The sequence below is a fragment of the Bradyrhizobium nanningense genome (assembly GCF_004114535.1).
GTDB classification, from domain to species: domain Bacteria; phylum Pseudomonadota; class Alphaproteobacteria; order Rhizobiales; family Xanthobacteraceae; genus Bradyrhizobium; species Bradyrhizobium nanningense.
Map to the genome: position 1 here is coordinate 268941 of NZ_LBJC01000014.1, position 25829 is coordinate 294769.

23 protein-coding genes and 1 other RNA gene are annotated in these 25829 nt (G+C 65.5%); 11 read left to right on the top strand and 13 right to left on the bottom strand.

What is annotated here, in order from left to right; genetic code table 11:
- Positions 1-103: 103 nt before the first annotated feature.
- Positions 104-295 carry a DUF1192 domain-containing protein gene (locus tag XH84_RS09270; RefSeq protein WP_128922116.1) on the top strand — a complete coding sequence of 64 codons (192 nt, stop codon included), beginning with the start codon at positions 104-106 and terminating at the stop codon, positions 293-295.
- A gap of 569 nt (positions 296-864) precedes the next feature.
- Positions 865-1374, top strand: a complete 510-nt coding sequence (rcdA, locus tag XH84_RS09280; RefSeq protein ID WP_128922115.1) for a protease adaptor protein RcdA — start codon at positions 865-867, stop codon at positions 1372-1374.
- A gap of 235 nt (positions 1375-1609) precedes the next feature.
- Here the strand turns inward: rcdA and rpmE are convergent, their stop codons facing one another.
- Positions 1610-1837 (bottom strand): 50S ribosomal protein L31, encoded by a 228-nt coding sequence (gene rpmE / locus XH84_RS09285; protein ID WP_097659924.1) that lies wholly within the window; start codon positions 1835-1837, stop codon positions 1610-1612.
- 197 nt (positions 1838-2034) lie between these two features.
- Here rpmE and XH84_RS09290 point away from each other — a divergent pair, with 197 nt between their 5' ends.
- A complete protein-coding gene (locus XH84_RS09290) occupies positions 2035-3885 on the top strand; it encodes an ABC transporter ATP-binding protein/permease (protein WP_128922114.1) in 1851 nt (616 codons plus the stop codon).
- Between the two features lie 168 nt (positions 3886-4053).
- Here XH84_RS09290 and XH84_RS09295 read toward each other — a convergent pair whose 3' ends face one another.
- From XH84_RS09295 to XH84_RS09310, 4 genes are all read right to left on the bottom strand, one after another.
- Positions 4054-4260 (bottom strand): hypothetical protein, encoded by a 207-nt coding sequence (locus tag XH84_RS09295; RefSeq protein WP_128922113.1) that lies wholly within the window; start codon positions 4258-4260, stop codon positions 4054-4056.
- A 110-nt stretch (positions 4261-4370) separates the two neighbouring features.
- Entirely contained in the window at positions 4371-4817 is a 447-nt protein-coding gene (locus XH84_RS09300) for a GNAT family N-acetyltransferase (protein WP_128922112.1), read from the bottom strand.
- The gene (locus XH84_RS09305) at positions 4817-5845 is read right to left on the bottom strand and encodes a peptidoglycan -binding protein (protein ID WP_128922111.1); all 1029 of its coding nucleotides are present in this window, start codon (positions 5843-5845) and stop codon (positions 4817-4819) included. The genes XH84_RS09300 and XH84_RS09305 overlap by 1 nt, the downstream gene beginning before the upstream one ends.
- Before the next feature lie 157 nt (positions 5846-6002).
- Positions 6003-7019, bottom strand: a complete 1017-nt coding sequence (locus XH84_RS09310) for a flagellar motor protein MotA (RefSeq protein ID WP_164936594.1) — start codon at positions 7017-7019, stop codon at positions 6003-6005.
- 167 nt (positions 7020-7186) lie between these two features.
- Here XH84_RS09310 and XH84_RS09315 point away from each other — a divergent pair, with 167 nt between their 5' ends.
- The 3 genes from XH84_RS09315 to XH84_RS09325 all read left to right on the top strand — a co-directional run bounded on the left by XH84_RS09315 (position 7187) and on the right by XH84_RS09325 (position 12793).
- Positions 7187-8206: an SAM-dependent methyltransferase gene (locus XH84_RS09315; protein WP_128922109.1), complete on the top strand. Its 1020-nt coding sequence runs from the start codon at positions 7187-7189 to the stop codon at positions 8204-8206.
- A 234-nt stretch (positions 8207-8440) separates the two neighbouring features.
- A complete protein-coding gene (locus XH84_RS09320) occupies positions 8441-9634 on the top strand; it encodes an efflux RND transporter periplasmic adaptor subunit (RefSeq protein ID WP_128922108.1) in 1194 nt (397 codons plus the stop codon).
- 6 nt (positions 9635-9640) lie between these two features.
- The gene (locus XH84_RS09325; protein WP_128922107.1) at positions 9641-12793 is read left to right on the top strand and encodes a multidrug efflux RND transporter permease subunit; all 3153 of its coding nucleotides are present in this window, start codon (positions 9641-9643) and stop codon (positions 12791-12793) included.
- A gap of 141 nt (positions 12794-12934) precedes the next feature.
- Here XH84_RS09325 and XH84_RS09330 read toward each other — a convergent pair whose 3' ends face one another.
- From XH84_RS09330 to tkt, 8 genes are all read right to left on the bottom strand, one after another.
- Positions 12935-13726 (bottom strand): inositol monophosphatase family protein, encoded by a 792-nt coding sequence (locus XH84_RS09330; RefSeq protein ID WP_128922106.1) that lies wholly within the window; start codon positions 13724-13726, stop codon positions 12935-12937.
- A gap of 111 nt (positions 13727-13837) precedes the next feature.
- Entirely contained in the window at positions 13838-14920 is a 1083-nt protein-coding gene (locus tag XH84_RS09335; RefSeq protein WP_128922105.1) for a tetratricopeptide repeat protein, read from the bottom strand.
- A gap of 8 nt (positions 14921-14928) precedes the next feature.
- Positions 14929-15618: a thiamine phosphate synthase gene (locus XH84_RS09340; RefSeq protein WP_128922104.1), complete on the bottom strand. Its 690-nt coding sequence runs from the start codon at positions 15616-15618 to the stop codon at positions 14929-14931.
- Positions 15619-15621: 3 nt separating this feature from the next.
- Positions 15622-16647 (bottom strand): class I fructose-bisphosphate aldolase, encoded by a 1026-nt coding sequence (locus tag XH84_RS09345; protein WP_128922103.1) that lies wholly within the window; start codon positions 16645-16647, stop codon positions 15622-15624.
- Between the two features lie 238 nt (positions 16648-16885).
- Positions 16886-17953, bottom strand: coding sequence for a class II fructose-bisphosphate aldolase (gene fba, locus XH84_RS09350; protein ID WP_128922102.1), 1068 nt, complete (start codon positions 17951-17953; stop codon positions 16886-16888).
- Between the two features lie 39 nt (positions 17954-17992).
- On the bottom strand, positions 17993-19186 hold the full coding sequence (locus XH84_RS09355; protein WP_128922101.1) for a phosphoglycerate kinase: 1194 nt from the start codon (positions 19184-19186) through the stop codon (positions 17993-17995).
- A gap of 152 nt (positions 19187-19338) precedes the next feature.
- Positions 19339-20346 (bottom strand): type I glyceraldehyde-3-phosphate dehydrogenase, encoded by a 1008-nt coding sequence (gap, locus tag XH84_RS09360; protein WP_128922100.1) that lies wholly within the window; start codon positions 20344-20346, stop codon positions 19339-19341.
- A gap of 148 nt (positions 20347-20494) precedes the next feature.
- A complete protein-coding gene (tkt, locus tag XH84_RS09365; protein WP_128922099.1) occupies positions 20495-22510 on the bottom strand; it encodes a transketolase in 2016 nt (671 codons plus the stop codon).
- A 380-nt stretch (positions 22511-22890) separates the two neighbouring features.
- Between tkt and XH84_RS09370 the strand changes: the two genes are divergently transcribed.
- From XH84_RS09370 to XH84_RS09390, 5 genes are all read left to right on the top strand, one after another.
- The gene (locus tag XH84_RS09370) at positions 22891-23211 is read left to right on the top strand and encodes a DUF4164 domain-containing protein (protein ID WP_018318703.1); all 321 of its coding nucleotides are present in this window, start codon (positions 22891-22893) and stop codon (positions 23209-23211) included.
- Positions 23208-23591: a cell division protein ZapA gene (locus XH84_RS09375; RefSeq protein ID WP_128922098.1), complete on the top strand. Its 384-nt coding sequence runs from the start codon at positions 23208-23210 to the stop codon at positions 23589-23591. Before XH84_RS09370 ends, XH84_RS09375 begins: the two co-directional genes overlap by 4 nt.
- A 274-nt stretch (positions 23592-23865) precedes the next feature.
- Positions 23866-24026: non-coding RNA, 6S RNA (gene ssrS / locus XH84_RS09380), on the top strand.
- A 204-nt stretch (positions 24027-24230) separates the two neighbouring features.
- A complete protein-coding gene (locus XH84_RS09385) occupies positions 24231-24827 on the top strand; it encodes a 5-formyltetrahydrofolate cyclo-ligase (protein ID WP_128922097.1) in 597 nt (198 codons plus the stop codon).
- Positions 24805-25629, top strand: coding sequence for a TIGR00282 family metallophosphoesterase (locus tag XH84_RS09390; RefSeq protein WP_164936592.1), 825 nt, complete (start codon positions 24805-24807; stop codon positions 25627-25629). The genes XH84_RS09385 and XH84_RS09390 overlap by 23 nt, the downstream gene beginning before the upstream one ends.
- Positions 25630-25829 lie beyond the last annotated feature (200 nt).

Below are 25829 nucleotides of genomic sequence, written 5' to 3' on the forward strand. Positions count from 1 at the left end.
TTGGGTGAAGGTGCGGAATGAACGAGCCCCTTGCTTAGCCAGCGCGATCCAGGCTGGCAACCGCCTCGGCATTGTGCCCGCGCGAACTTTGGGAGGAACGAGAATGGCGACGGAAGACGACGACCGCCCGCGCAAGAAGATCAGTCATGAAATCGGACAGGATCTCTCACTGTTGTCGGTGGAGGAACTGACCGAGCGCGTCCTGCTGCTCAAGACCGAGATCGCAAGACTGGAAGAAGCCGCCGCCAAGAAGCGCGCCTCGCGCGACGCGGCGGATCATTTCTTCAAGAAGTAGCAGCCGCCACACAACAGCCGTGGTCCCGGACAAGCGCGCCCCACGCGCGCGCAGAGCCGGGACCCATACTCTCAGGACGAGGTCGTTGCGCGAGGCCGGCAACTCCGAGTCCCCGTTACCACATCCGCCGGTGGCTAAGGGTCCCGGATCTGCGCTTCGCTTGTCCGGGACGACGGCGGAGCGTGTCGCCGCGTTGGGTGACCGCCAACTCTTGTTCCGCACCGCACTCGGCCACTGGCCGATATGGCTAACGAACCCTCAAAAAATTAGCTCGTTTACTCCAGATTAAGCTTTCGGGATTATGACTGGAACCGTCCTCGTTTGGACACCGAGTGGCTCCTGTCCACTCTGTTTGACGCCTCCCTGTTATCAACTTTCAAAGCCGCCGGTCTTCCGGCGGCTCTTTTTTGCGTGTTTGCATCTCGTTGCGGTTGAATTCCTGGGAATGACCCGCGGAAACCATATCCGCGCTTGTCACTGGACTCCGCGTCCCGCCCGCGCAATGATTTGTTCATCATAAGCCGGCGCCAAAGCCGGGCAGTCAAACAGTTGCGTAAGAGGCGTTAACCATGGAACGTTTGCAGGCCGACGGCGCTCTCGTTCAACTCAGCGAGCGGTTCACCAATTCTGCGGCGTTCGGCGTCCTGTTCCGCGAGGGCATGGACCTCGTCGAAGAGACCGCCGCCTATCTCGACGGCGCCGGCCGCACCGAGGCCAAGGCGCTCGACCGTGCCGTCAGCCTCACCTACGCGACCGAGAGCATGCGTCTCACCACCCGCCTGATGCAGCTCGCCTCGTGGCTGCTGCTTCACCGCGCGGTGAAGGAAGGCGAGATGACGCTGAGCCAGGCCAATCGCGAGAAGACCAAGGTCAAGCTCAGCGCCGCCGATCCCGGCCCCACCGACACCATCGAGAAGCTGCCCTCGCAGCTCCAGGACCTGATCCATCGCTCGATGAGCCTGCAGACCCGCGTGCGCCGCCTCGACACCACCATCCACACTCCGCCGGCCGAGCACGTCGCGATCGGCAATCCGCTGGTGCCGCACCTCAACGCGCTGAAGGCCGCGTTCGAACGGTAATTTCCATCGTCTTGCTATTGAACCGTCACCCTGAGGCGGCCGCTTCTTCAGCGGCCCTCGAAGGGCGACGGCCCGGCTGCATCTCGGCCGTTCATCCTTCGAGGCTCCCGGCGCGATGTTTTGCATCGCGCCGCTCGCGCCCCAGGATGACGGATATGGTCGACGACAGCTCCCCAAAACAAAAACGCCCCCGGCTCTCCCGGGGGCGTTTTTCGTCCAGGCCGAAACGGCCGGATCAATCCTTCTTGAGGAAGCCCGAAAACTTCTTCTGGAAGCGCGAGACGCGGCCGCCGCGGTCCATCAGCTGCTGGGAGCCGCCGGTCCAGGCCGGGTGCGATTTCGGGTCGATGTCGAGGTTCAGCGTGTCGCCTTCCTTGCCCCAGGTCGAGCGGGTCAGGTACTCGGTTCCGTCGGTCATCACGACCTTAATCGTATGATAATCCGGATGAATTTCGGCTTTCATGGCAAATTCCTCGGCGCCCGGCGCCTGTTCTGGTGGCTCGCGAATGACGGATTTGGCCGGCTCTATACCGCACGATATCAGGCAAAACAAGCGGGCTTGCGGGCCTGAACCGGGTTTGCCCCTAAGGGACATCCCGGATTTGCCACTACTCTTGCACCGGCCTATTGGGAGCAAACGAATGCAATGGGCCAGATCTCATGAGCGCAGTGGAACGGCTTGATGACCAATATGTCGATCAGCCCGGAATGAACGTCGTGGACACCCCCTCGATCGAAGCCGAGCTGATGGAAGAGCCGGCCAAGGGTCGCGCCAAGCTGCGGCCGCTGCTCGCGCTGGCGCCCTATGTCAGCCGCTACCGGGGCCGGGCGGCGCTGGCCTTCGTCGCACTCACGGTCGCGGCACTGACCACGCTATTGGTGCCCGTCGCGGTGCGCCGGATGATCGATTTCGGCCTGACGCCCGAAGGCATCGAGCTGATCAACAGCTACTTCTCGGTCATGCTCGCGGTGGTCGGCGTGCTCGCGCTCGCCAGCGCAGCGCGCTACTACCTCGTGATGACGATCGGCGAGCGCATCGTTGCCGACCTCAGGCGCGACGTCTTCGCTCATCTGCTCTCGCTGTCCCCCGCCTTCTTCGATTCCGCACGCAGCGGCGAACTGATCTCGCGGCTCACCGCCGACACCACCCAGCTCAAATCGGCCGTCGGCGCCTCCGTGTCGATCGCGCTGCGCAATCTGATGATGTTCCTGGGCGCCACGGCGATGATGGTGATCACAAGCCCGAAGCTGTCGGGCTTCGTGCTGCTGGCGATCCCCTTGATCGTGCTGCCGCTGGTCGCCTTCGGGCGCTGGGTACGGCGTCTGTCGCGCAATGCGCAGGACACGCTCGCGGAGGCCTCGGCCTATGCGGGCGAGCTGGTCGGCGCGATTCGCACCGTGCAGGCCTATACCAGCGAAGGGTTCGCCGAGAAGCGTTTCGGCGGCGAGGTCGAGCAGGCCTACGAGGCCGCACGCACTTCGACCCAGGCGCGCGCCGTGCTCACGGCCATCATCATCTTCATCGTGTTCGCCAGCGTGGTCGCGATCCTCTGGATCGGCTCGCATGACGTGCTCACCGGCGCGATTTCGCCGGGCCGGCTCGGTCAGTTCGTGCTGTATGCGGTGTTCGCCGCAGCGGGCCTCGGCCAGCTCAGCGAGGTCTGGGGCGAGGTCTCGGCGGCATCAGGCGCGGCCGAGCGCCTGTTCGAGATCCTGCATGTGAAGCCCGACATCCAGGCGCCTGTGTCGGCGCGCGCGCTGCCGGTGCCGGCACGCGGCGAGGTCGGCTTCGATCAGGTCAGCTTTGCCTATCCGGCGCGGCGCGACGTCAACGTGCTCGATGCCGTGTCGTTCACCGTGCGCCCCGGCGAGAAGGTCGCGATCGTCGGTCCGTCCGGCGCCGGCAAGAGCACGATCTTTCACCTGTTGCTGCGCTTCTACGACCCGCGCAGCGGCGCGATCTCGCTCGACGGCGTGCCGGTCAAATCCGCCGATCCCAGGGACTTCCGCGCCCGCATCGCGCTGGTGCCGCAGGAATCCAACGTGTTCGCCGCGAGTGCCCGCGAGAATATCCGCTTCGGCCGGCCCGACGCGACCGACGCCGAGGTCGAACGTGCCGCCGAGCTCGCGCATGCCGCCGAATTCATCCGCCGCCTGCCCGAAGGTTTCGACACCCCGCTCGGCGAGCGCGGCGTGACGCTATCAGGCGGCCAGCGCCAGCGTATCGCGATCGCGCGCGCCATCCTGCGCGATGCGCCGCTCCTGCTGCTCGATGAAGCCACCTCCGCGCTCGATGCGGAGAGCGAGACCCTGGTGCAGACCGCGCTGGAAGAGCTGATGCGCCACCGCACCACGCTGGTGATCGCGCATCGCCTCGCCACCGTGCTGTCCTGCGACCGCATCCTGGTGATGGACCAGGGCAAGATCGTCGAGCAGGGCACGCATGCCGAGCTCGTCGCCGCGAACGGACTTTATGCGCGGCTGGCGAGGCTGCAGTTCGAGGGGGCGTGAGACGTTCGGAACGTTGCCAAAGTCGCGACAATGAGAGTGTCGCGAGCACGTCCCACAGTCTCGTCATTGCGAGCGTAGCGAAGCAATCCAGAGTCTTTCCGCTGAGGCAGTCTGGATTGCTTCGTCGCAAGAGCTCCTCGCAATGACGTGTGGAGGGAGCTTCGCACCTTACCGGCACTTCGGCGAGAGCGCCGGCACGTTCGGCCACGGCCAGTTCTTCCAGCTGCCGTCCTCGCCGACGCAGGCCGACGGGGCAGGGCCACTCGTATCGAGCTGCGAGGCAAAGCGCTGGTCGACATAGCTCGTTGACACATAGCCGGCGACGATGACGCCCAGGAAGACCGAGGAGCCCTTCGCGAAATCGCGCAGATTCATCGACCGTCTCCGTCCCATTTGTCTTCGCTGCTGTCGCTGCAACGATTAACGCACGTCCCTGGATCCCGGCGTGATGGGCCTCACGCCCGCCAGAATTACGGCCGCCAAGATCAGACCTTCCATGCCATCTTCAGCACCGGCCGGCCCGAGGTCGGGTTCACGTCGTCGCCGGCATGGGCAAAGCCGTTGCGCTCGTAGAATCGGATGGCGCGGGCATTGTCCTTGTTGACCAGCAGCGTCACGCCTGAGGGTGACAAGCGCTTGGCTTCATCGACGAGCAACCGCGCGGCCTCCGAGCCCCAATGCGCGGGATCGACCACGAGCTGGTCGAGATAGCCTTCGCCGTCGATGGTGACGAAGCCGGTCAGCGCGCCGTCCTGTTCCGCCACCACGATCGAGGCTTTGGGCACCAGGTCCTTGCGCCAGCGCTCGCGCCACCATTCCAGACGGGCCGCGAAGTCGATCTGCGGATAGGCCTGCTGCCAGCTGCGATGCCAGAGGTCGATCGCGGCGGCGTCGTCCTCGGGCCGATAGGGGCGGAGGTGGATCGCGCTCACTACCGCTCCGTCAGCTTCAGCTCGATGCGGCGGTTGCGTTTGAAGGCCTCTTCCGTGTTGCCGGGATCGAGCGGCTGGAATTCGCCGAAGCCGGCCGCGACGAGGCGCTGCGCGGGCACGCCGAGCGAGATCAGATATTGCACCACCGAGATCGAGCGTGCCGCGGACAAGTCCCAGTTCGACTTGAAGTTCGGGCCGTTGACCGGGCGTATGTCGGTATGGCCGTCGACACGCAGCACCCAGGGAATCTCGCTCGGGATCTTCTTGTCGAGCTCGATCAGCGCGGTCGCGAGCGTGTCGAGCTCGGCACGGCCCTCGGGCAGCAGCGTCGCCTGTCCGGTGTCGAAGAACACTTCGGACTGGAACACGAAGCGGTCGCCGACGATGCGAATGTCCGGCCGGTTGCCGAGGATGGCGCGCAGGCGGCCGAAGAATTCGGAGCGATAGCGCGACAATTCCTGCACGCGCTGCGCCAAGGCGACATTCAAGCGAGACCCCAGATCCGCAATGCGGTTCTGCGATTCCTTGTCGCGCTTCTCGGAGGCGTCGAGCGCCTCTTCCAGCGCGGCCAACTGCCGGCGCAAAGCGCTGATCTGCTGGTTCAGAACCTCGATCTGCGCAAGTGCCCGCGCCGAGACCGCCTTCTCCGAATCCAGCGCCTTGCCGAGCTCGGAGGTCTTGCCTTGCGCGTCATTGCCGGCGGCAGCTAAGCCCTCATAGAGGCCCTTGATGCGGTCGCGCTCGCTCTCGGCCGAGGCGAGGCCGGCCCTCAGCTGCGAGACCTGGTCGTCGAGCGTGAGCTTGCCGAGCTTCTCCAGCGACAACAGCTCGTTGAGCTGGGCGATCTTGGCGTTGAGCTGCTCCAGCGCCTTGTCCTTGCCGGTGACCTCCTGCGACAGGAAGAACTGCACCACCAGGAACACCGACAGCAGGAACACGATCGAGAGCACCAGCGTCGACAACGCGTCGACGAAGCCGGGCCAGTAGTTGAAGGCGCCTTCGCTGCGGCGGCCGCGCGCTAAAGCCATGTTGTCCGTCTCCACTTTCGTGTCCCGGACGCGCTGCAGCGTGCAACGCTGCTGCGCAGAGCCGGGACCCATATCGTCCCTGACACTGGGCCCCGGCTCGGCGACGCATCACTTCGTGCTGCATCGCGTCCGGGGCACAAGACCTCCGTTTCTATCTTCAGCTCTTCTCCGGCTGGCGGGCGAGGCGCTCCAAGAGGCGCCGGATCTCCCGGTTCTGTTCGCCCTGGCCGTCGGCCCATTCACGGATCATCTGCTGTTCGGTGCGCATGTGCGAGACCAGCGCCTGGATCGCCTCGGCAAGGCTCGCCATCGCCGCCGTGGTGCCGCGGCTGGTGCCGCCTTCCTCGAGCACCGAGCGCAGCCGTTCGACCGCGGCCTGGAGCTCGCCGCTGGCGACCCCGCCGCCCGCCGCAACGGCCACGTCGCCGCTGCCATATTCGCGCACCGTGGTAGCCAGCCAGTCCTCAAGGTCGGTGTAGAAGCGGTTCTGCGCCTGGCTCGATTGCAGGTCGAGGAAGCCGAGGATCAGCGAGCCGGCGAGGCCGAACAGCGAGCTCGAGAACGAGATGCCCATGCCGCCGAGCGGGGCGGCGAGGCCCTCCTTCAGGGTGTCGAACAGGGAGCCGGCATCGCCGCCGACCTTGAGCCCGTCGATCACCTTGCCGACCGAGCCGACCGTCTCGATCAGGCCCCAGAAGGTGCCGAGCAGGCCGAGGAAGACCAACAGGCCGGTCATGTAGCGCGAGATGTCGCGGGCTTCATCCAGGCGGGTCGCGATCGAATCGAGCAGATGCCGCATGGTGGTCTGGGTGATGGTCATCCGCCCGGACCGCTCGCCGCCGAGGATCGCCGCCATCGGTGCCAGCAGTTTCGGGTGCCGGGCCGGCGCCAGGCCGGGATCGGCGATGCGGAAATTGTTGACCCAGGAGACCTCGGGGTAGAGCCGGATGACCTGGCGGAAGGCCAGCACGATGCCGATGAACAGCACCCCTCCGATCAGGGCATTGAGCCCGGGATTGGCGAAGAAGGCCTGGATGATCTGTTTGTAGAGCACCACGCCCACCAGTGTGCACAACACCAGGAAGACCAGCATCCGCACCAGGAAGACGCTGGGCGAGGACAGTTTGGTGTACTCGATATCCATGGTGGAGCGGGGCGATTTGCCTGACGGCATGGCCGGTATCATCCATTACGAAGCTTGATTGCGGTGCGCACTATGGCACAGCGCCAGCCCAAAAAAAGCGCCGGATGCGCCGATTTCGGGGATGGCTCGGGGAACCCCGGCCCGAAGCGGCGCTTTGATAAGCCGGTATCTGCAGAAGTTCGCCATTCGGGGGGCGCATGAGCGTCGTTTCCGCGATCATCGGGACTGCCGAACGCGTGCCGCTGCCGGACGTCGTGATCCGCGCCGCGATCCAGCGCCTGTGCTCCCGCACCGCAACGCGTCTCGCCAGCCATGACGCGGCCACTGACGCCGCCTTCGCCGGCCGGATGATGCTGCGGCCGATCGCCGAGGACGCCGAGGCCGGGCGTGACGAGGTGCCCACGGCGTTCTTCGCCGAAGTGCTCGGCCCCTGCCGCAAATACTCCTGCTGTTTCTACAAGACCGATGCGACCACCTTGCAGGAGGCGGAGGAGGAGGCGCTGCGCCAGACCGTCGAGCATGCCGGTCTCGCCGATGGCCAGACCATCCTCGAACTCGGCTGCGGCTGGGGCTCGCTGTCGCTGTGGATGGCGCGGCAGTTTCCGCACGCCAAGGTGACGGCGGTGTCGACCGCGCAGGCGCAGCGCGCTTATGTCGAGGACGAGGCGCAGCGGCGCGGCTTGCCGAACCTGCGCGTGGTCACCGCGGACATGAATGTGTTCGCGCCCGACGGCCGGTTCGACCGCATCGTCTCGGTCGAGATGTTCGAGCAGATGATGAACTGGCGCAAGCTGATGACGCGTCTGCGGTCATGGCTCGCGCCCGACGGGCGGTTCTTCATGCAAATCGTCACCCATCGCTCCGGCTCGCAGCTGTTCGACCGGCTCGATCGTGACGACTGGATTGCGCAGCACATCTTCGCGGGCGGGCTGATGCCGAGCCATCACCTCGTCAGGCAATTCGACGACATCTTCACGGTCGAGAAGGAATGGTGCTGGAGCGGCACGCATTATCAGCGCACCGCGAACGACTGGCTCGCCAATTTCGATAAGCATCGCGACGCGATCGAGACGTCGTTGCGCCAAGTCTATGGCGAGGAGACCGCACTTTGGCTGCGGCGCTGGCGCTGGTTCTTGCTCGCGACATCGGGCCTGTTCGGCTATGCCGGTGGAACCGAATGGGGCGTCAGCCACTATCGGATGAAAGCCGCCGAGTGATTGCGCTGTTCGGTCGCAGCACGCGGCCATGGAACCCCGACTCACAATCAAGTGACGCGGCAAAAGCCGCCTGAACTCAGTGCCCTACGCTGTGTGACAATGAGCCGCCTGTGCCATGCGTTGCATCGCAGCAGGTGCATTCTATTTTGTCGGCATCAGCCGCGTGCGAACGGGCCCAGAACGGGCCTCGCGCGGAGCGTGATCGGTTTCAACAATATCGGGGCATCCCATTTCATGTCAGGACTTCGTGCGCGATCGGCATGCGTTGCAATGATGCTCGCGGCCTTAGCGCCGCTGTTGGGCGCTTGCGAGGAATCCAGCTCCGCGGTGTCTGCCGCTCCGCCGGCCCACCCTGACGTCAGCATCGTCATCGTCAAGCCGCAGCCGCGCGCCGTGGTGCGCGAGCTGCCGGGCCGCATCGCGCCGACGCGTGTCTCCGACGTGCGGCCGCGCGTGTCCGGCATCGTGGTCGAGCGCCTGTTCCGCCAGGGCAGCGAGGTCAAAGCCGGCGATCCGCTCTACCGTATCGATCCGCGCCCGTTCGAGGTCGAGGTGATGGCCAACGAAGCTGCGCTCGCCAAGGCCGAGGCCGCGTTGATGCAGGCCAGGCAGCAGGCGCACCGTGTCGCCACCCTCACCAAGGATCGCGCCGCCCCGGAAGCCGAGAACGAGAAGGCGATTGCGGCCGAACGCCAGGCCCATGCCGAGGTCGAAGGCCGTAAAGCCGACCTCGCGCGGGCCAAACTCAATCTCGACTACGCCACCGTGCGCGCGCCGATCGACGGCGTGGTCGGTGCCGCCCTCGTCAGCGAAGGCGCCCTCGCGGTGCAGAACGAGACCAACCTCGCCACCATCCAACAGCTCGATCCGATCTATGCCGACTTCACCCAGTCGGTGACCGAGCTCAACCAGCTCCGCCGCGCTTTCGAGACCGGCGACCTCGAGCGCATCGCCTCCGATGCCGCCAAGGTCCGCCTGGTGCTCGACGACAACACCATCTATTCGCTCGACGGCAAGCTGCTGTTCTCCGATGCCAAGGTCGACGCCCACACCGGGCAGGTGACGCTGCGCGGCGAGTTCCCCAATCCCAAGCGCGAATTGCTGCCGGGCATGTATGTTCGCGTCCGCATCGACCAGGGTCTCGATTCCGACGCGATCGCGGTGCCGCAGCAGGCGATCCAGCGCAATGGCGGCGGCGGCAGCGAGGTGTTCGTCGTCAAGGACGACAACCACATCGCGGTGCAGGCGGTGCGCACAGGATCGGTGCAGGAGGGACTCTGGTTCGTCACCGAAGGCCTGAAGGCCGGCGACAAGGTCGTGGTCGAAGGGTTCCAGAAGTTCGCGGCCGGCGACAAGGTCGAGCCGCAAACCTGGTCGGAAGCTGACGCGACCGCCGACAACCGGCACGCCCAGCAAGTCGCGCGGTAACGCGCCATGGCAAGTTTCTTCATCGACAGGCCAATCTTCGCCTGGGTGGTCGCGCTGTTCATCTGCTTGATCGGCGCGATCGCCGTGCCGCTGTTGCCGATCGCGCAATATCCGATCATCGCGCCGCCCTCGATCTCGATCTCGACCAGCTATCCCGGTGCCTCGCCGGAAAACCTCTACAACAGCGTCACGCGGCTGATCGAGGAGGAGCTCAACGGCGCCGCCAACATCCTCAACTTCGAATCGACCAGCGACTCGCTCGGCCAGGTCGAGATCATCGCCAACTTTCAGCCGGGCACCGATACCAGCGCCGCCTCGGTCGAGGTGCAGAATCGCATCAAGCGCGTCGAGGCGCGCCTGCCGCGCGCGGTGATGCAGCAGGGCATCCTGATCGAGGAAGCCTCCAGCGCGGTGCTGCAGATCATCACGCTGAACTCGACGGACGGCAGCCTGGATGAGGTCGGGCTTGGCGATTTCATGATCCGCAACGTGCTGGGCGAGATTCGGCGCATTCCCGGCGTCGGCCGCGCCACGCTGTACTCGACCGAGCGCAGTCTGCGCGTCTGGCTCGATCCGGCCAAGCTGGTCGGCTATGGGCTCACCGCCGACGACGTCAACAAGGCCATTGCCGCGCAGAACGCGCAGGTCGCCTCGGGCAGCATCGGTGCCGAGCCCTCGACGTCGAACCAGCGCACCTCCGCGCTGGTGCTGGTCAAGGGCCAGCTCTCCTCGCCGGACGAGTTCGGCGCCATCATCCTGCGCGCCAATGCCGACGGCTCGACCGTGCGCCTGCGCGACGTCGCGCGCATCGAGATCGGCGGTCTCAGCTACCAGTTCAACACGCGGCTCGACGGCAAGCCGACCGCGGGTCTCTCCGTCCTGATGTCGCCGACCGGCAACGCGCTGGCGACCGCGAGCGCGGTCGAAGAGAAGATGAAGGAGCTGTCGCGCTTCTTCCCGGCCAACATCACCTACGAGATTCCCTACAACATCACGCCCGTGGTCGAGGCTTCGATCAAGAAGGTGCTGACGACGCTGGTCGAAGCCGTGGTGCTGGTGTTCGTGGTGATGTTCCTGTTTCTCCAGAACATCCGCTATACCATCATCCCGACCATCGTGGTGCCCGTGGCGCTTCTGGGCGCCTGCACCACGCTGCTGCTCGCCGGCTATTCCATCAACATGCTCTCGATGTTCGGCATGGTGCTCGCGGTCGGCATCCTCGTCGACGATGCCATCGTCGTGGTCGAGAACGTCGAGCGCATCATGAGCGAGGAAGGCTTGCCGCCGAAGGAAGCGACGCGCAAGGCGATGTCGCAGATTTCGGGTGCCATCATCGGCATCACGCTGGTGCTGATGGCGGTGTTCGTGCCGATGGCGTTCTTCCCGGGCTCGGTCGGCATCATCTATCGGCAGTTCTCGGTGACCATGGTGGCCGCGATCGGCTTCTCCGCCTTCCTGGCGCTGTCGCTGACGCCGGCGCTGTGCGCGACCTTGCTCAAGCCCGTGGCCGCCGGCCACGGTCATGCCAGACGCGGCGTGTTCGGCTGGTTCAACCGCGTGCTCGACGGCGGCAAGGAAGGCTATTCCTGCACCGTCGGCTTCTCGCTGAAGCGCACCGGTCGCCTGATGCTGGTCTATGCCGCGCTGCTGGTTGGTCTGTCCTGGGCCTTCGTCAGTCTGCCCGGCGGCTTCCTGCCCGTCGACGACCAGGGCTTCGTCACCACCGACGTGCAGACGCCGTCGGACTCGTCCTATGCCCGTACCGAGGCCGTGATCGAGAAGGTCGAAAAATATCTTGCGCAACGTCCCGGCGTTGACAACGTCACCTTCCTCACCGGCTTCAGCTTCTCCGGCCAGGGCATGAACACCGCGCAGGCCTTTATCACCTTGAAGGACTGGTCGGAGCGCGGGCCGAAGGATTCCGCCGCGGCGATCGTCAACGACATCAACCGCGATCTGTCATCGATCCGCGACGCCAAGATCTCCGCGCTGCAGCCGCCGCCGATCGACAATCTCGGCAACTCCTCGGGCTTCTCGTTCCGCCTCCAGGACCGCGGCCAGAAGGGGTATCAGCAATTGATGCGCGCCGCCGACCAACTGATCGCGGAGGCCAATGCGAGCCCGGTGCTGCAGAAGGTCTATATCGAGGGCCTGCCCGAGGCGGGCGTGGTCAATCTCGTGATCGACCGCGAGAAGGCCGGCGCCTTCGGCGTCACCTTCGAGGACATCAACAACACGATCTCGACCAATCTCGGCTCGAACTACATCAACGACTTCCCGAACCGCGGCCGCATGCAGCGCGTCGTGGTGCAGGCGGGCGCCCGCGATCGCATGCGGACCGAGGACATCCTCAACTACAACGTCAAGAACAGCCGCGGCCAGCTGGTGCCGTTCTCGTCCTTCGCCACGGTCGAATGGGCCCGCGGGCCGACGCAGATCGCCGGCTTCAACTATTACCCGGCGGTGCGCATCTCCGGCGAAGCCAGGCCCGGCTTCACCTCCGGGGATGCCATCGCCGAGATGGAGCGGCTTGCCGGCCGCTTGCCGCGCGGCTTCGGCTATGAATGGACCGGGCAGTCGCTGCAGGAAAAGCTGTCCGGCTCGCAGGCGCCGTTCCTGCTCGCGCTGTCGGTGTTCGTGGTGTTCCTGTGTCTGGCCGCACTCTACGAGAGCTGGACCATTCCGCTGGCGGTGCTGCTCACCGTGCCGCTTGGTATCGTCGGCGCCGTGACCGCGGCGATGCTGCGCGGCCTGCCGAACGACGTCTATTTCACCGTCGGCCTGATCACCATCATCGGCCTCGCTGCCAAGGACGCGATCCTCATCATCGAGTTCGCCAAGGACCTGCGCAAAGAGGGCAAGCCGCTGGTGGAAGCCACCATCGAGGCCTGCCGCCTGCGCTTCCGTCCGATCCTGATGACCGGCCTCGCCTTCATCTGCGGCGTGCTGCCGATGGCCATCGCCCACGGCGCCGGCGGCGCCAGCCAGCAGGCGCTCGGCTCGGTCGTTATGGGCGGCATGATCGCCGTGGTGATCCTGGCGCTGTTGATGGTGCCGGTGTTCTTCGTCTCGGTGCAGCGCGTGCTGGGCGGGGATCGGGAGAAGGCGGCGGCGAAGGACGGTGAGGCGTACGGGCCGCCGGCGCGGGTGAAGTCTTAGGCCGACATCGACGAGCCTATCCACACGTCATTGCGAGCGAAGCGAAGCAATCCAGACTGCCTCTGCGGAAACATTCTGGATTGTTTCGCTACGCTCGCAATGACGAGGAGGAGATGTCGCGGCTCAGACTCTCAACCAGTCTTACGCCGCCTTCCGCAAAATCTTCACCAGCTCCCCGTGCACGAACTCGTTGCCGCACACGACGTCGCCTGTGACGAGCGCATCGCCGGGGGTGTTGATGTCGCTCACTGTTCCGCCGGCCTCGCGCACCATCAGCATGCCGGCGGCGATGTCCCAGGATTGCAGATTGCGCTCCCAATAGCCGTCGAGGCGGCCGGCGGCGACGAAGGCGAGGTCGAGCGAGGCGGCGCCGAAGCGGCGCAGGCCCGCGACGCGATCCTGGATCGCGGTCATCTCGCGGCGGAATTCCTCGTGGTCGCCGCGGCCGATGTGGGGCAGGCCGCAGGCCACCACGCATTCGTTGAGCTGGCGGCGTCCGGCGACGCGCAGGCGCTGGTCGTTGAGGAAGGCGCCCTTGCCGCGCTCGGCGATGTAGAGCTCGTCATTGGCGGGGTTGTAGATCACGCCGGCGATGATCGTGCCCTCGCGCGACAAGCCGATCGAGATCGCAAATTGCGGGATGCCGTGCAGGAAGTTGGTGGTGCCGTCGAGCGGATCGACGATCCAGGTATGGCTCTTGTCGGTGCCTTCGCGCGTGCCGCCTTCCTCGCCGATGAAGCCGTAGCCGGGGCGGGCCTTGGCGAGGTCCTGATAGAGGATCTCCTCGGCGCGCTTGTCGGCGAGCGAGACGAAATTCGCCGGCCCCTTCAGCGAGACCTGGAGATGCTCGATCTCGCCGAGATCGCGCTTGAGGCTGCGGCCGGCGCGGCGCGCGGCCTTGACCATGACGTTGATAGTGGCGGAATACAGCATGAGCTTTCGGTCTTGATCGGGGGCAAGAATCGGGGGCGAGGGCGGGAAATCGCGCCTGTTTGAGGGATTGGGTGCCCTGCGAGGGCGCTTACGTCAAGTCATTGGGTCAAGTCATTTGGTCCCGAGCCATTTCCGGGCGGAGGCCTCCGCCTTGGCCCGGTCCTCGGCCGGCAGGTCGGACAATTGCTTGTCGAGTTCCGGATCGCCCTTGCCGGCGGTCTTGGCCACCAGGTGCCATTTGAAGCCTTCGACCTTGTCCATGGGCGTGCCGACGCCGTTGATCAGCACCCAGGCCAGCCGGTTCTGCGCGATCGCGCTGCCCTGGCGGGATGCCTTGCGGAGCAGGGCGACGGCAGCCGGCTGGTTCTTCGGCGTGCCGGTGCCGTTGAACATGGCAATGGCATATTCGACCTCGGCGTCGACATTGTCGGCGAGCGAGGCGGCCTGCAGCAGCCGCACCGCGCGTTCCGGGTCCTTCGCGACGCCAGTGCCTTCCTTGTAGAAAGTCGCGAGCGCGTATTGCGCCTCGGGCAGGCCGGCATCGGCGGCCAAGCGCAGCAGCTCGGCTGAGCGCTTGACGTCCTGCGGCAGGGTTTGGCCGTCCAGATAGAGCAGAGCCAGGTTATAGGCCGCCTTGGGCTCGCCGAGCTTGGCGGCGGACGCCATCAGCTTGACCGCCTCGCCCTTGTCGACCGAGCCGCCGCGGCCCGAAATGCGCAGCATGGCGAGCGCGAACATCGCCTCGCGGTCGCCGGCGTCCGCAGCGCGCTTGTACCATTCGGCCGCCTTGGCGTAGTCGCGGCGAATGCCCATGGCGTTGGAATAGAGTTCGCCGAGCATGGTCATCGCCTTGGGATCGCCGGCTTGCGCGCGGGCGTTGGCGAGGTCGAGCGCGGTCTTGTACTGGCCGCGCTGATAGGCGCCGTACACCAGATCGGCGCTGGAATTGTCGGTCGGCGGCGCAGGGATCACGGTCGGTGTTGGCGTCGGCTTGGAGGAGGGGGCCGGCTTGGGCGATGGCGAAGGTTTTGGCGGCGGCGCAGCCTCCTTCTTCTTGGCGGGCGCGGGCGGCTTGGGCTTCTGCTTCTCAGGCGTCGCGCTCGGTATGGTGGCCGGCGGGGTGATCTGGAGCTGCGCGGCCGCGGGCACCGTGAGCAGCAGCGTGGCCAGCATGGTGATGCAGGAAAGCTTCATGTCGGGCGCTAGCCGTGCTCGCTGCCGGCAGGATTCTGGCTGGCCGTCGCCGTCGCGTGCGCCTTTTTGATCGCGGCGTCCGCCTCGATCAGCGCGGCCCTGGGCCCGCGCGGATCGGACCAGATGAAGTCGCCGACCAGCACGAAATCGGCGCCGCTGAGGGCGAAGTCGTGGGCCTCTTCCAGGGACGTCGCAAAGCCGACGCAGGGCGGCTCGAACAGCTCGGCCCACCAGTCCAGCCGCTCGGCGATCGCTTGCGCCGAGGGACGCTGGCTTTTCGCATCAGGCTCGCCGAACAGCACGTAATCCGCGCCCATCTCGCCCGCATCCATGGAATGGTGCCGCGTCGTCAGCCCGCCAACACCGGCGATGCGATCGGGCTTGAGCGATGGCAGCGCCTCTTTCAGTGCGGCGATGCCGGGCAGGTGCGCGCCGTCCGCGCCGCCGCGCGCCACCAGCTCGGCATGGCCGTCGACCAGCAGCGCGGCGCCGGCCTTCTGCACCCGTGGCGCCAAGGCCTTGATGCGCGAGATCATGGTGCGGTGGTCGGTCTCCTTCAGCCGCAGCAGCACGGCCGCGACGTCGGCAGAGGCCAGCAGGGCCGGCAGCTCGGCGAGAAGCGCCGCGGGATCATCGACGACAGGCGTCGCAAGATAAAGGCGCGGCGCCGGGCGCGGCGGAGGCGGTTTGTTCGACAAGATCTAGGCTGCCTTCTGTTCCAGGCTACTTTGCCACTCGCCCTTGGAGGCGAGGCCGTTCATCCGTGCACGATGGCTGAAGGCGCACTGGCCGGCCGCGACATTCTCGGCCTTGCCGGACCAGGCCTTCTGCGGCGCGGCCTGCAGCGCGCGGCCGTAGGAGAAGGTCAGGCCCCAGGGCAGCGGGCCGAGCTTGTGCATGGCGTTGAGATGCGCGGTAGCCTCTTCGTCCGACTGGCCGCCGGAGAGGAAGGCGATGCCGGGGACTGCCGCGGGCACGCAGGCCTTCAGCAACCGGATCGTCTTCTCCGCGACTTCCTCGACGGAGGCCTGCTTTGCGCATTTCTTGCCTGATATCGCCATGTTGGGCTTCAGCACCATGCCTTCGAGCGCGACGCGCTGGACGCGCAATTCCTGGAACGTCTTGTTGAGCGCGCGGCTCGTGACCTCATAGCAGCGGTCGATGTCGTGGTCGCCGTCCATCAGCACCTCCGGCTCCACGATCGGCACGATCTGTGCGGCCTGGCACAGCGCGGCATAGCGCGCCAGCGCATGGGCGTTGACGCTGATCGCGGTCATCGAGGGGATGCCGCTACCGATGTCGATCACCCCTCGCCATTTGGCGAAGCGCGCGCCGCGCTCATAGTATTTCTTCAGCCGTTCGGCGAGCTTGTCGAGCCCGACGGTGACGAGCTCTCCCGGGCACATCGGCAAGGCTTGCGTGCCCTCGTCGACCTTGATGCCGGGAATGGCGCCGCTCTGTTCGATCAGCTTGATCAGCGGCGTGCCGTCCGCAGCATTCTGCCAGATCGTCTCGTCATAGAGGATCACGCCGGAGATGTACTGGCTCATGGCGTCCTTGGAGCGGAATAGCATCTCGCGATAGTCGCGGCGGTTCGTTTCCGTGGAATCCACGCCGATTGCGTCAAAGCGTTTCTTGATGGTGCCGGAGGATTCGTCGGCGGCGAGGATGCCCTTGCCTGATGCGACCATGGCGGTCGCCACCCTGTTGAGCTCAGTCAGATTCATCGAGAGGCCCTCCCAAAACGATTCTGCCCTTGCCTATGAAAATAGACCGTTCTCGGGCAATTGCCGAGTTAACGTTCGTCGCAGGGTAAAGGGGCTTTCTGTCATTCCGGGATGCGCCGAAAGGCGCAGGCCCGGAATCCATAACCCCAGGCTGGGGTTATGGATTCCGGGCCCACGCTTCGCATGTCCCGGAATGACGGGAGGATGTGACGGAGGCCCCAGGCCCTTTCGCGATCGCTTACGCGACGCGGGGGTCGAGCTCGCCCTTGGCGTAGCGCTTGGCCATCTCGGCGGTGGTCAGGACGCGCTTGACCTTGGAGGCCTGGCCCGCGGTGTTGAACTCCTGCAGGCGCTGCTTGCACAGCTTGGTCATGGCTTCCATCGCCGGCTTCAGGTACTTGCGCGGATCGAACTCTTCCGGGCTGTCCTTCAGCACCTTGCGAATCTGGCCGGTCATCGCCATGCGGTTGTCGGTGTCGATGTTGATCTTGCGCACGCCGTTCTTGATGCCGCGCTGGATCTCGGCCACCGGCACGCCCCAGGTCGGCTTCATCTTGCCGCCATAGGCGTTGATGATGTCCTGCAAGTCCTGCGGCACCGAGGACGATCCATGCATCACGAGATGCGTGTTCGGCAGCTTGCGATGGATTTCCTCGATCACGTTCATGGCGAGGATGTCGCCATCGGGCTTGCGGGTAAATTTGTAAGCACCGTGAGAAGTCCCCATCGCGATCGCGAGCGCGTCGACCTTGGTCTCCTGGACGAACTTCACGGCCTCGTCCGGATTGGTCAGCAGCTGGTCGTGGCTGAGCTTGCCTTCGGCGCCGTGGCCGTCTTCCTTGTCGCCCATGCCGGTTTCGAGCGAGCCGAGCACGCCGAGCTCACCTTCCACCGAGATGCCGCCGAGATGGGCCATGTCGGTCACGGTCTTGGTGACGCCGACATTGTAGGCCCAGTCGCCGGGCGTCTTGCCGTCGGCCTTGAGCGAGCCGTCCATCATCACCGAGGTGAAGCCGGCCTGGATCGCGGTCATGCAGGTCGCGGCCTCGTTGCCGTGGTCGAGATGCACGCAGACCGGGATGTGCGGGTAGATTTCGGTGACCGCGTCCATCATGTGCTTGAGCATGATGTCGTTGGCGTAGGAGCGCGCGCCGCGCGAGGCCTGGATGATGACGGGTGCGTCGACCTGGTTGGCCGCGTCCATGATCGCCAGCGCCTGCTCCATATTGTTGATGTTGAAGGCCGGTACGCCGTAATCGTTCTCCGCCGCGTGGTCGAGCAGTTGACGTAACGTGATCCGAGCCATCTGTGTCTTTCTCCCGTTGGGGCCTGCAAGGCCGCTTGATTACCTGATACGCAGAACTTCAACGCCGGGCAGTGGCTTGCCTTCCATCCATTCGAGGAATGCGCCACCGGCGGTCGAGACATAGGTGAAGTCACCGGCCACATGGGCCTGGTTGAGCGCCGCCACGGTGTCGCCGCCGCCCGCGATCGAGATCAGCTTCTTGGCCTTGGTGCGCTCGGCAGCGTGCTTGGCCGCCGCGACCGTGCCGCGGTCGAAGGGCTGCATCTCGAACGCGCCGAGCGGCCCGTTCCAGACCAGCGTCGCCGCGTCGTCGATCGCGGCGTGGACGCGCGCGACCGATTGCGGGCCGACATCGAGGATCATGCCGTCGGCCGGGATCGCGTCGAGCCCATAGGCATGCGACGGCGCGTTGGCGGCGAAGTGATAGGCAACGGTGGCGTCGACGGGGAGGATGATGGCGCAGTTGGCGGCTTCCGCCTTCTCCATGATGCGCACCGCGGTGGCGCTAAGATCCTTCTCGGCCAGCGACTTGCCGACCGCGACGCCCTGGGCGTGCAGGAAGGTGTTGGCCATGCCGCCGCCGATCACCAGCGCATCGACCTTGCTCACGAGATTTTCGAGCAGGTCGATCTTGGTCGAGACCTTGGCGCCGCCGATGATGGCGATGACCGGCTTGGTCGGGGAGCCCAGCGCCTTCTCCAGCGCATCGAGTTCGGCCTGCATGGTGCGGCCGGCATAGGCCGGCAGCTTGTGGCCGAGGCCTTCGGTCGAAGCGTGGGCCCGGTGCGCCGCCGAGAACGCGTCGTTGACCCAGATGTCGCCGAGCTTTGCCAATTCCGCGACGAAGGCGGGATCGTTCTTTTCTTCCTCTTTGTGGAAGCGGGTGTTTTCGAGACAGAGAATATCGCCGTCGTTCAGAGCCGCGACCGCCTTGGCCGCGGGCTCGCCGATGCAATCCTCGGCGAAGGCGACGGGCTTCTTCACCACCTTCGCCAGCGCCTCTGCGACGGGCTTGAGCGAGTCCTTGGCGTCGCGCCCCTTCGGCCGGCCGAAATGCGCGAGCAGGACGACCTTGCCGCCCTTGTCCGAGATTTCGGTGATGGTCGGCGCGACGCGATCCAGCCGGGTCGTGTCGCTGACGCGGCCATTGTCCATGGGCACGTTGAGATCGACGCGCAGCAGCACGCGCTTGCCCTTCACGTCGACGTCGTCGAGGGTGCGGAATTTGGTCATCTCTGGATCTCTTGTCCCGGGCGCTGCGCAGCGCGGAGCGGTGCGCTGCAGAACCGGGACCCACATGACAGCGAGTCCCGCGGTTGAATGGGTCCCGGTTCTGCGAAGCAGCGCTTAGGCGCCGCTCCGCGCCCGGGACACGAGACCTTGGCTCAGATCACCTTCGCCATCGCGGCGGCGGTGTCCGCCATGCGGTTCGAGAAGCCCCACTCGTTGTCGTACCAGGACATCACGCGCACCAGCGTGCCGTTCTGCACCTTGGTCTGGTCCTCGTGGAAGGTCGAGGAGTGCGGGTCGTGGTTGAAGTCGATCGAGACGTTCGGCGCATTGGTGTAGCCGAGGATGCCCTTGAGCTGCTGCTCGCTGGCGCGCTTCATCGCCGCGTTGATCTCCTTGGCGTCGGTGGCGCGCTTGGCAACGATCTTGAGATCGACCACCGAGACGTTCGGGGTCGGCACGCGGATCGCGACGCCGTCGAGCTTGCCCTTCAGCTCGGGCAGCACGAGGCCGATCGCCTTCGCCGCACCGGTCGAGGTCGGGATCATCGACATCGCAGCCGCGCGGCCACGATAGAGATCCTTGTGCATCGTATCGAGCGTCGGCTGGTCGCCGGTATAGGCGTGGATCGTGGTCATGAAGCCGGTCTCGATGCCGACGAGATCGTTCAGCACCTTGGCAACCGGCGCCAGGCAGTTGGTGGTGCAGCTTCCGTTGGAGACGACCAGGTGGTCCCTGGTCAGCGTCTCATGGTTGACGCCGTAGACGATGGTGGCGTCGGCGCCGTCGGCGGGCGCGGAGACCAGCACGCGCTTGGCGCCGGCGGTCAGATGCGCGGATGCTTTATCCTTCGAGGTGAAGATGCCGGTGCATTCCATCGCGATGTCGACGCCGAGATCCTTCCAGGGCAGCTTGGAGGGATCGCGCTCGGCGGTCACCTTGATCTTGCCATTGCCGAGATTGATCGAGTCGCCATCGATCGTGACGGTGCCGGGGAAGCGGCCATGGACCGAGTCGAAACGGAGCAGATGGGCGTTGGTCTCGACCGGACCGAGGTCGTTGATGCCGACGACCTCGATGTCCTTGCGGCCGGACTCGGCGATAGCCCGCAGGATGTTGCGGCCGATGCGGCCAAAACCGTTAATTCCGACGCGGACTGCCATGTTTCGTCTCCTTCAATGACCGTTGTCATCCCGCACAACGCGCTTTGCGCGCCTGCGAGGGTTTTTTAGGGGCGGGCGCCCGGTTCGGCCGGGCGGTGCTTGATCATATGGGAGATTAGGTAGTCCTTTTTTGCGGCAAGCTCAACTCTCAGGAAACGCGCTTCAGCACAGCGTTAACCGCAGCCTCGGCGGTAATACCGAAGTGCTTGTAAAGCTCCTTGGCAGGGCCGCTCTCGCCGAAGGAATGCATGCCGATGAAGTCGCCATCCTGGCCGATCACGGCATCCCAGCCCCAGCGCACGGCGGCCTCGATCGCAATCTTGACCGGCGCGTTGCCGATGATCGCGGCGCGCTTGGCCTCTGGTTGCGCTAACAACAGCTCGAGCGAGGGAACAGAGACCACCCGTGACGCGATGCCGCGTTCGGCGAGCTGCTTCTGGGCGGCGACCGCGATCTCGACCTCGGAGCCGGAGGCGAACAGCGTCGCCTTGGCTTCGCCCTGAGCTGCGACCAGCTCGTAGGCGCCGGCCGCGCAGGGATTGTCGTTCGGTGCGGTGGTCCGCAACTGCGGCAGATTCTGGCGGGTCAGCGCCAGCACGGTCGGTCCGTCGACGCGATTGAGCGCGAGCTCCCAGCACTCGGCGACCTCGATGGAATCGCAGGGACGGAACACGCGCATGTTGGGAATGGCGCGAAGTGCGGCGAGATGCTCGACCGGCTGATGGGTCGGACCGTCTTCGCCGAGCCCGATCGAGTCGTGGGTCATGACGTAAACGACGCCGGCGCCCATCAGCGCGGCAAGGCGCATCGCGGGACGTGCGTAGTCGGTGAACACCAGGAAGGTTGCGCCGTTCGGCGCGAAGCCGCCGTGCAGGAAAATGCCGTTCATCGCGGCGGCCATGCCGTGCTCGCGGATGCCGTAATGGATGAAGCGGCCCTTCGGCGTCTTGGCCGAGAAGGCGGTCGCCGACTTCGCCTTGTTGTTGTTGGAGCCGGTGAGGTCGGCCGAGCCGGCCAGGAATTCCATCGGCATCGCGGCGGCAATGACTTCGATCGCCGCCTCCGACGATTTGCGCGTCGCCGCCGTCAGGGGCTTCTCGAGCAGCTCCTTCTTGTGCGCGCGCAGCGCCTTTGCCAGCGAGGCCGGACGCTCATGACGCAGGCGACGCTCGAACTCGGCGCGCTTGCGGCTGCCGAGTTCACCGAGCCGTGCTTCCCATTCCTGCCGTGCCGCAGCGCCGCGGCTGCCGGCCGCACGCCAGGCCTTCAGCACGTCGTCGGCGACCGCGAACGGCTCGAGCGATATGCCGAGATTTTCCTTGGCGGCCTTGAGCTCGTCGGCCCCCAGCGCCTCGCCATGCACCTTCGAGGTGCCGGCCTTGTGCGGCGCGCCGAAGCCGATGGTGGTGCGGCAGGCGATCAGCGTCGGCTTGTTGGATTTTTTCGCGCGCGTAATCGCAGCGGCGATCGCGGCCTGATCCTGGCCGTCGATCTTCTCGGCGGCCCAGCCGGCGGACTTGAAGCGCTTCACCTGGTCGACGGAATCGGCGAGCGAGGTCGGGCCGTCGATCGAGATGCCGTTGTCGTCGTAAAGCACGATCAGCTTGTTGAGCTTCCAGTGCCCGGCCATCGCAATCGCTTCCTGCGAGACGCCTTCCATCAGGTCGCCGTCGGAGGCGAGCACATAGGTGTGGTGATCGACGATCTTCTTGCCGAACTCGGCAGCGAGCATCTTCTCGGCGAGTGCCATGCCGACCGCGGTCGAGATGCCTTGGCCGAGCGGACCGGTCGTGGTCTCGATGCCCTTGGTGCGGAAATTCTCCGGGTGCCCCGGGGTGAGCGAGTCGACCTGGCGGAACTGCTTGATCTGGTCCAGCGTCATCTCGGAATTGCCGGTCAAATACAGCAGCGAGTAGAGCAGCATCGAGCCGTGGCCGGCCGAGAGCACGAAGCGGTCGCGGTCCGGCCAGGCGGGCGCGGCGGCGTCGAATTTCAGGAACTGGGTGAACAGCACCGTGGCGATGTCGGCGGCACCCATCGGCAGGCCGGGATGACCCGACTTCGCCTTCTCGACAGCGTCCATTGAAAGGCCGCGGATCGCGTTGGCCATACGGGTGTGATCGACCTGCGTATGGGCCATACGGGTGGCATCGAGCTGCATCATGATGAAAATCCGTCTGGAATGAGGTGCTTGATGGCCGTGTGCGCCGCGCTGGATCGAGCCTGGCGGTCACCGGAGGTTGGGGGCTGGATAGCATCTCGGTTCCGGGAGTCCAAGGCAATCAAACGCCGGTTTGGCCGCAAAAGTTGCTTACGGCATGATCCGGAAAAAGCCGCAGCCGCGGATCATGCAGATCCGGAACCAGCCGGCCGGCATGCCGAGGGCCGATCTATCGGTGCATAGTTTCGCGGCGGCGTTGCGCTTGGCTAGCTTGCCACGTAAATTTCTGCTTCTAACCGCTTGCCGAACCGAGTCTTTTGCCGGGCGGCAAGCCCCAGGAAAAGGCCACTGGGCAAAGGCCGCCAGGTTCCACCGCTGACTACATGAACGATCGCGTGTCCAACAGTGCTGCCATGACGGAGTCCTCCGCGGTCGAGATCGAGATCGCGACCCGCAGGCTGATGGCGGCGCTCGACGCGCTCGAAAGCGCGGTGGAGCGGCGGCGCGATGCCGATCGCGACGAGAACGAGCTCGCGGCGCGGATTCAGGCGCTGGGTGCGGACCGTTCGCGGCTTGCCGACGAGCTCGATGGCGCGCTGGTGAAGGCGCGCAAGCTCGAGCGCACCAATCGCGAGATTTCCGACCGGCTGGATTCCGCGATCGTCACGATACGCTCGGTGCTCGATACCGGAGAGGATGGATGAGCCACATCAACGTCACCATCAATGGCCGGCAATACCGCATGGCCTGCGAGGAGGGCCAGGAGGTGCGGCTGCTCAAGCTCGCCGAGAGCCTGGAGACGCGGATCCAGTCTCTGCGCGGAAAATTCGGCGAGATCGGCGATGCGCGCCTCACCGTGATGGCGGCGCTGACCGTCTGCGACGAACTGGTCGACACCACCAACCGCGTCCGAAGTCTGGAGCAGGAGCTGACCGAGCTCAGGGATTTCCGCAACGCCGCCGTCGAGCGCGCCCGGCTGACGCAGACCGCAGTGGTGAACGCGCTAAACGCGGCGGCCGAACGCATCGAGAAGTCGACCCAGGTCCTGAACCGAACCGTCGGCAACGGGATTGCGATCGGGTAGAGGTTGCGGAAGACGCGATCGATTGATGTGCTCGATGGTGCGGCGGACTTCACCTCTCCCGCTTGCTTTGCGGGAGAGGTCGGCGCGGAGCGCCGGGTGAGGGCTCTTTCCTCTGGGGGATTGTCCCGTTGCGGAGACACCCTCTCCCCAACCCTCCCCCGCAAGCGGGGGAGGGAGCGGATCTCCGCCCCGGCTCGCAGCTCGCTTCATTACGCCGAAGCTCGGCGCTCTCGCCGGGCTGGCGATTCGTCAGTATCGTTGTTAGATTGGCTGCGCGAGGCTGCGACGCACGTCAGGAGCCATATATCCCCGGGGCCTTATCGATCCTTTAGGGAACTGTCCCTGGCCGGGCCCGTGGGCCCGGACATATGGTGCCCACCTACTTTCGTAGGGAACTCCGGGATCGAGTGCTTCAACGGCGTACGCGGCTTCGCACTGTTTCTTCTGGTTCGTGCCTGTCGAATTGCGTCCCCGACACGCTTGCGGTTCAGCCTAAGGCTCGGTGTCATGCCCGCGAAAGCGGGGCATCCGGTACGCCGCGGCGTTGAGGTTCTTGCACTGGCGTCTCTGGAATACTGGATCGTCCGCATTCGCGGACGATGGCAGGGAGCAAGGCTCTGCCTTCGGGGGAAAACGCACATGCCCAATTCGAAAGCCGAACTCCGCGCCAAAGCTCTGGCGGCGCGCGACGCGCTGAGCGAGAAGAAGCGCGCTGCTGCCGCCGCCAAGCTCGCCAAGCGCGGGCTGCCGTTCAAGCTTTTGCCCGGCAGCATCGTCTCCGGCTATTCGCCGATCCGCAGCGAGATCGATCCGATACCGCTGATGAGGAAGCTCGCGGAGGAGGGGGCAAAGCTGGCGCTGCCCTGCGTCACCGCGCGCGGCCAATCGCTGATCTTCCGCATATTCCATCCGAACGATCGTCTGATGCTCGGTCCGCTCGGCATTCCCGAGCCGTCGCCGGCGGCCGCTGAAGTCATTCCGGACATCATGCTGACGCCGCTCGCGGCATTCGACCGTCTCGGCCATCGCATCGGCTATGGCGCCGGGCATTACGATTTCACCTTCGCGCATTTGCGCAAAGCCAAGCAGATCGTCGGCATCGGGCTTGCTTTCGCAGCGCAGGAGATCAAGGCGGTTCCGGCACTATCGCACGACGTCGCGCTGGATTATGTGCTAACGGAATCGGACGTGTTCGATTTCCGGAGTTCTGAAGTTGCGCATTCTCTTCGTGGGTGATGTCGTCGGCCGTAGTGGGCGCAGCGCCATCGCCGAATACCTGCCCGGCATGGTCAGGGACTGGTCGCTCGATTTCGTCGTCGTCAACGGCGAGAATTCCGCCGGCGGCTTCGGCATCACCGAAGCGATCTATCAGGAGTTTCTCGATGCCGGCGCCGATGCGGTGACGCTCGGCAACCATTCCTGGGACCAGCGCGAAGCTTTGGTGTTCATCGAGCGCGCCGAGCGCCTGGTACGTCCCGCAAACTATCCGCGCGGCACGCCCGGCCGCGGCGCCGCACTGGTCGAGACCAAGAACGGCAAGCATGCGCTCGTCGTCAACGCGTTGGGGCGCGTCTTCATGACCCCGTTCGACGATCCCTTCGCAGCGCTGGAGCGCGAGTTGGGGGCCTGTCCGCTCGGCGTTGCTGCGGACGCCATCGTCGTCGATTTCCACTGCGAGGCGTCGAGCGAGAAGCAGGGTATCGGCTTCTTCTGCGACGGCCGCGCCAGCCTCGTCGTCGGCACGCACACGCACGTTCCGACCGCCGACCACCAGATCCTGTCAGGCGGCACCGCCTACATGACCGATGCCGGCATGACCGGCGACTACGATTCCATCATCGGCATGCAGAAGGAAGAGCCGCTGCGCCGGTTCACCTCGGGGATTCCGTCCGGCCGCTTCGAGCCGGCGGCGGGCGCTGCAACGCTGAGCGGCGTCGCGGTGGAGACGGATGATGCCACGGGACTCGCGCTGAAGATTGCGCCGGTGCGCGTGGGCGGAAGGCTGGAGCCGGCGACGCCGAAGTTCTGGCTGAGCTAGCGTTCATCTGGCACTAAAGTCGGCGTTGCGCCAGCTTCGAGCCGCGCCGCACCGATGTTCGATCTCAACGACTCTGACGCAGCGCCGGCAGCCCACTCTCACCAGGCCTCAGCGCGTGGATCGTCGAGGAGCGTCTGCCAATATTCCGGCGGCAGATCGGCGTCGGTGAAATGGCGGCTGCGCTTCGCTGTCCGCCTTAC

Excerpts from the sequence above, each read along its gene's own strand:
- XH84_RS09270 (WP_128922116.1), top strand. The coding sequence starts at position 104 with ATGGCGACGGAAGACGACGACCGCCCGCGCAAGAAGATCAGTCATGAA.
- rcdA (WP_128922115.1), top strand. The coding sequence starts at position 865 with ATGGAACGTTTGCAGGCCGACGGCGCTCTCGTTCAACTCAGCGAGCGG.
- rpmE (WP_097659924.1), bottom strand. The coding sequence starts at position 1,837 with ATGAAAGCCGAAATTCATCCGGATTATCATACGATTAAGGTCGTGATG.
- XH84_RS09290 (WP_128922114.1), top strand. The coding sequence starts at position 2,035 with ATGAGCGCAGTGGAACGGCTTGATGACCAATATGTCGATCAGCCCGGA.
- XH84_RS09295 (WP_128922113.1), bottom strand. The coding sequence starts at position 4,260 with ATGAATCTGCGCGATTTCGCGAAGGGCTCCTCGGTCTTCCTGGGCGTC.
- XH84_RS09305 (WP_128922111.1), bottom strand. The coding sequence starts at position 5,845 with ATGGCTTTAGCGCGCGGCCGCCGCAGCGAAGGCGCCTTCAACTACTGG.
- XH84_RS09310 (WP_164936594.1), bottom strand. The coding sequence starts at position 7,019 with ATGCCGTCAGGCAAATCGCCCCGCTCCACCATGGATATCGAGTACACC.
- XH84_RS09315 (WP_128922109.1), top strand. The coding sequence starts at position 7,187 with ATGAGCGTCGTTTCCGCGATCATCGGGACTGCCGAACGCGTGCCGCTG.
- XH84_RS09320 (WP_128922108.1), top strand. The coding sequence starts at position 8,441 with ATGTCAGGACTTCGTGCGCGATCGGCATGCGTTGCAATGATGCTCGCG.
- XH84_RS09325 (WP_128922107.1), top strand. The coding sequence starts at position 9,641 with ATGGCAAGTTTCTTCATCGACAGGCCAATCTTCGCCTGGGTGGTCGCG.
- XH84_RS09330 (WP_128922106.1), bottom strand. The coding sequence starts at position 13,726 with ATGCTGTATTCCGCCACTATCAACGTCATGGTCAAGGCCGCGCGCCGC.
- XH84_RS09335 (WP_128922105.1), bottom strand. The coding sequence starts at position 14,920 with ATGAAGCTTTCCTGCATCACCATGCTGGCCACGCTGCTGCTCACGGTG.
- XH84_RS09345 (WP_128922103.1), bottom strand. The coding sequence starts at position 16,647 with ATGAATCTGACTGAGCTCAACAGGGTGGCGACCGCCATGGTCGCATCA.
- fba (WP_128922102.1), bottom strand. The coding sequence starts at position 17,953 with ATGGCTCGGATCACGTTACGTCAACTGCTCGACCACGCGGCGGAGAAC.
- XH84_RS09355 (WP_128922101.1), bottom strand. The coding sequence starts at position 19,186 with ATGACCAAATTCCGCACCCTCGACGACGTCGACGTGAAGGGCAAGCGC.
- gap (WP_128922100.1), bottom strand. The coding sequence starts at position 20,346 with ATGGCAGTCCGCGTCGGAATTAACGGTTTTGGCCGCATCGGCCGCAAC.
- tkt (WP_128922099.1), bottom strand. The coding sequence starts at position 22,510 with ATGATGCAGCTCGATGCCACCCGTATGGCCCATACGCAGGTCGATCAC.
- XH84_RS09370 (WP_018318703.1), top strand. The coding sequence starts at position 22,891 with ATGAACGATCGCGTGTCCAACAGTGCTGCCATGACGGAGTCCTCCGCG.
- XH84_RS09375 (WP_128922098.1), top strand. The coding sequence starts at position 23,208 with ATGAGCCACATCAACGTCACCATCAATGGCCGGCAATACCGCATGGCC.
- XH84_RS09385 (WP_128922097.1), top strand. The coding sequence starts at position 24,231 with ATGCCCAATTCGAAAGCCGAACTCCGCGCCAAAGCTCTGGCGGCGCGC.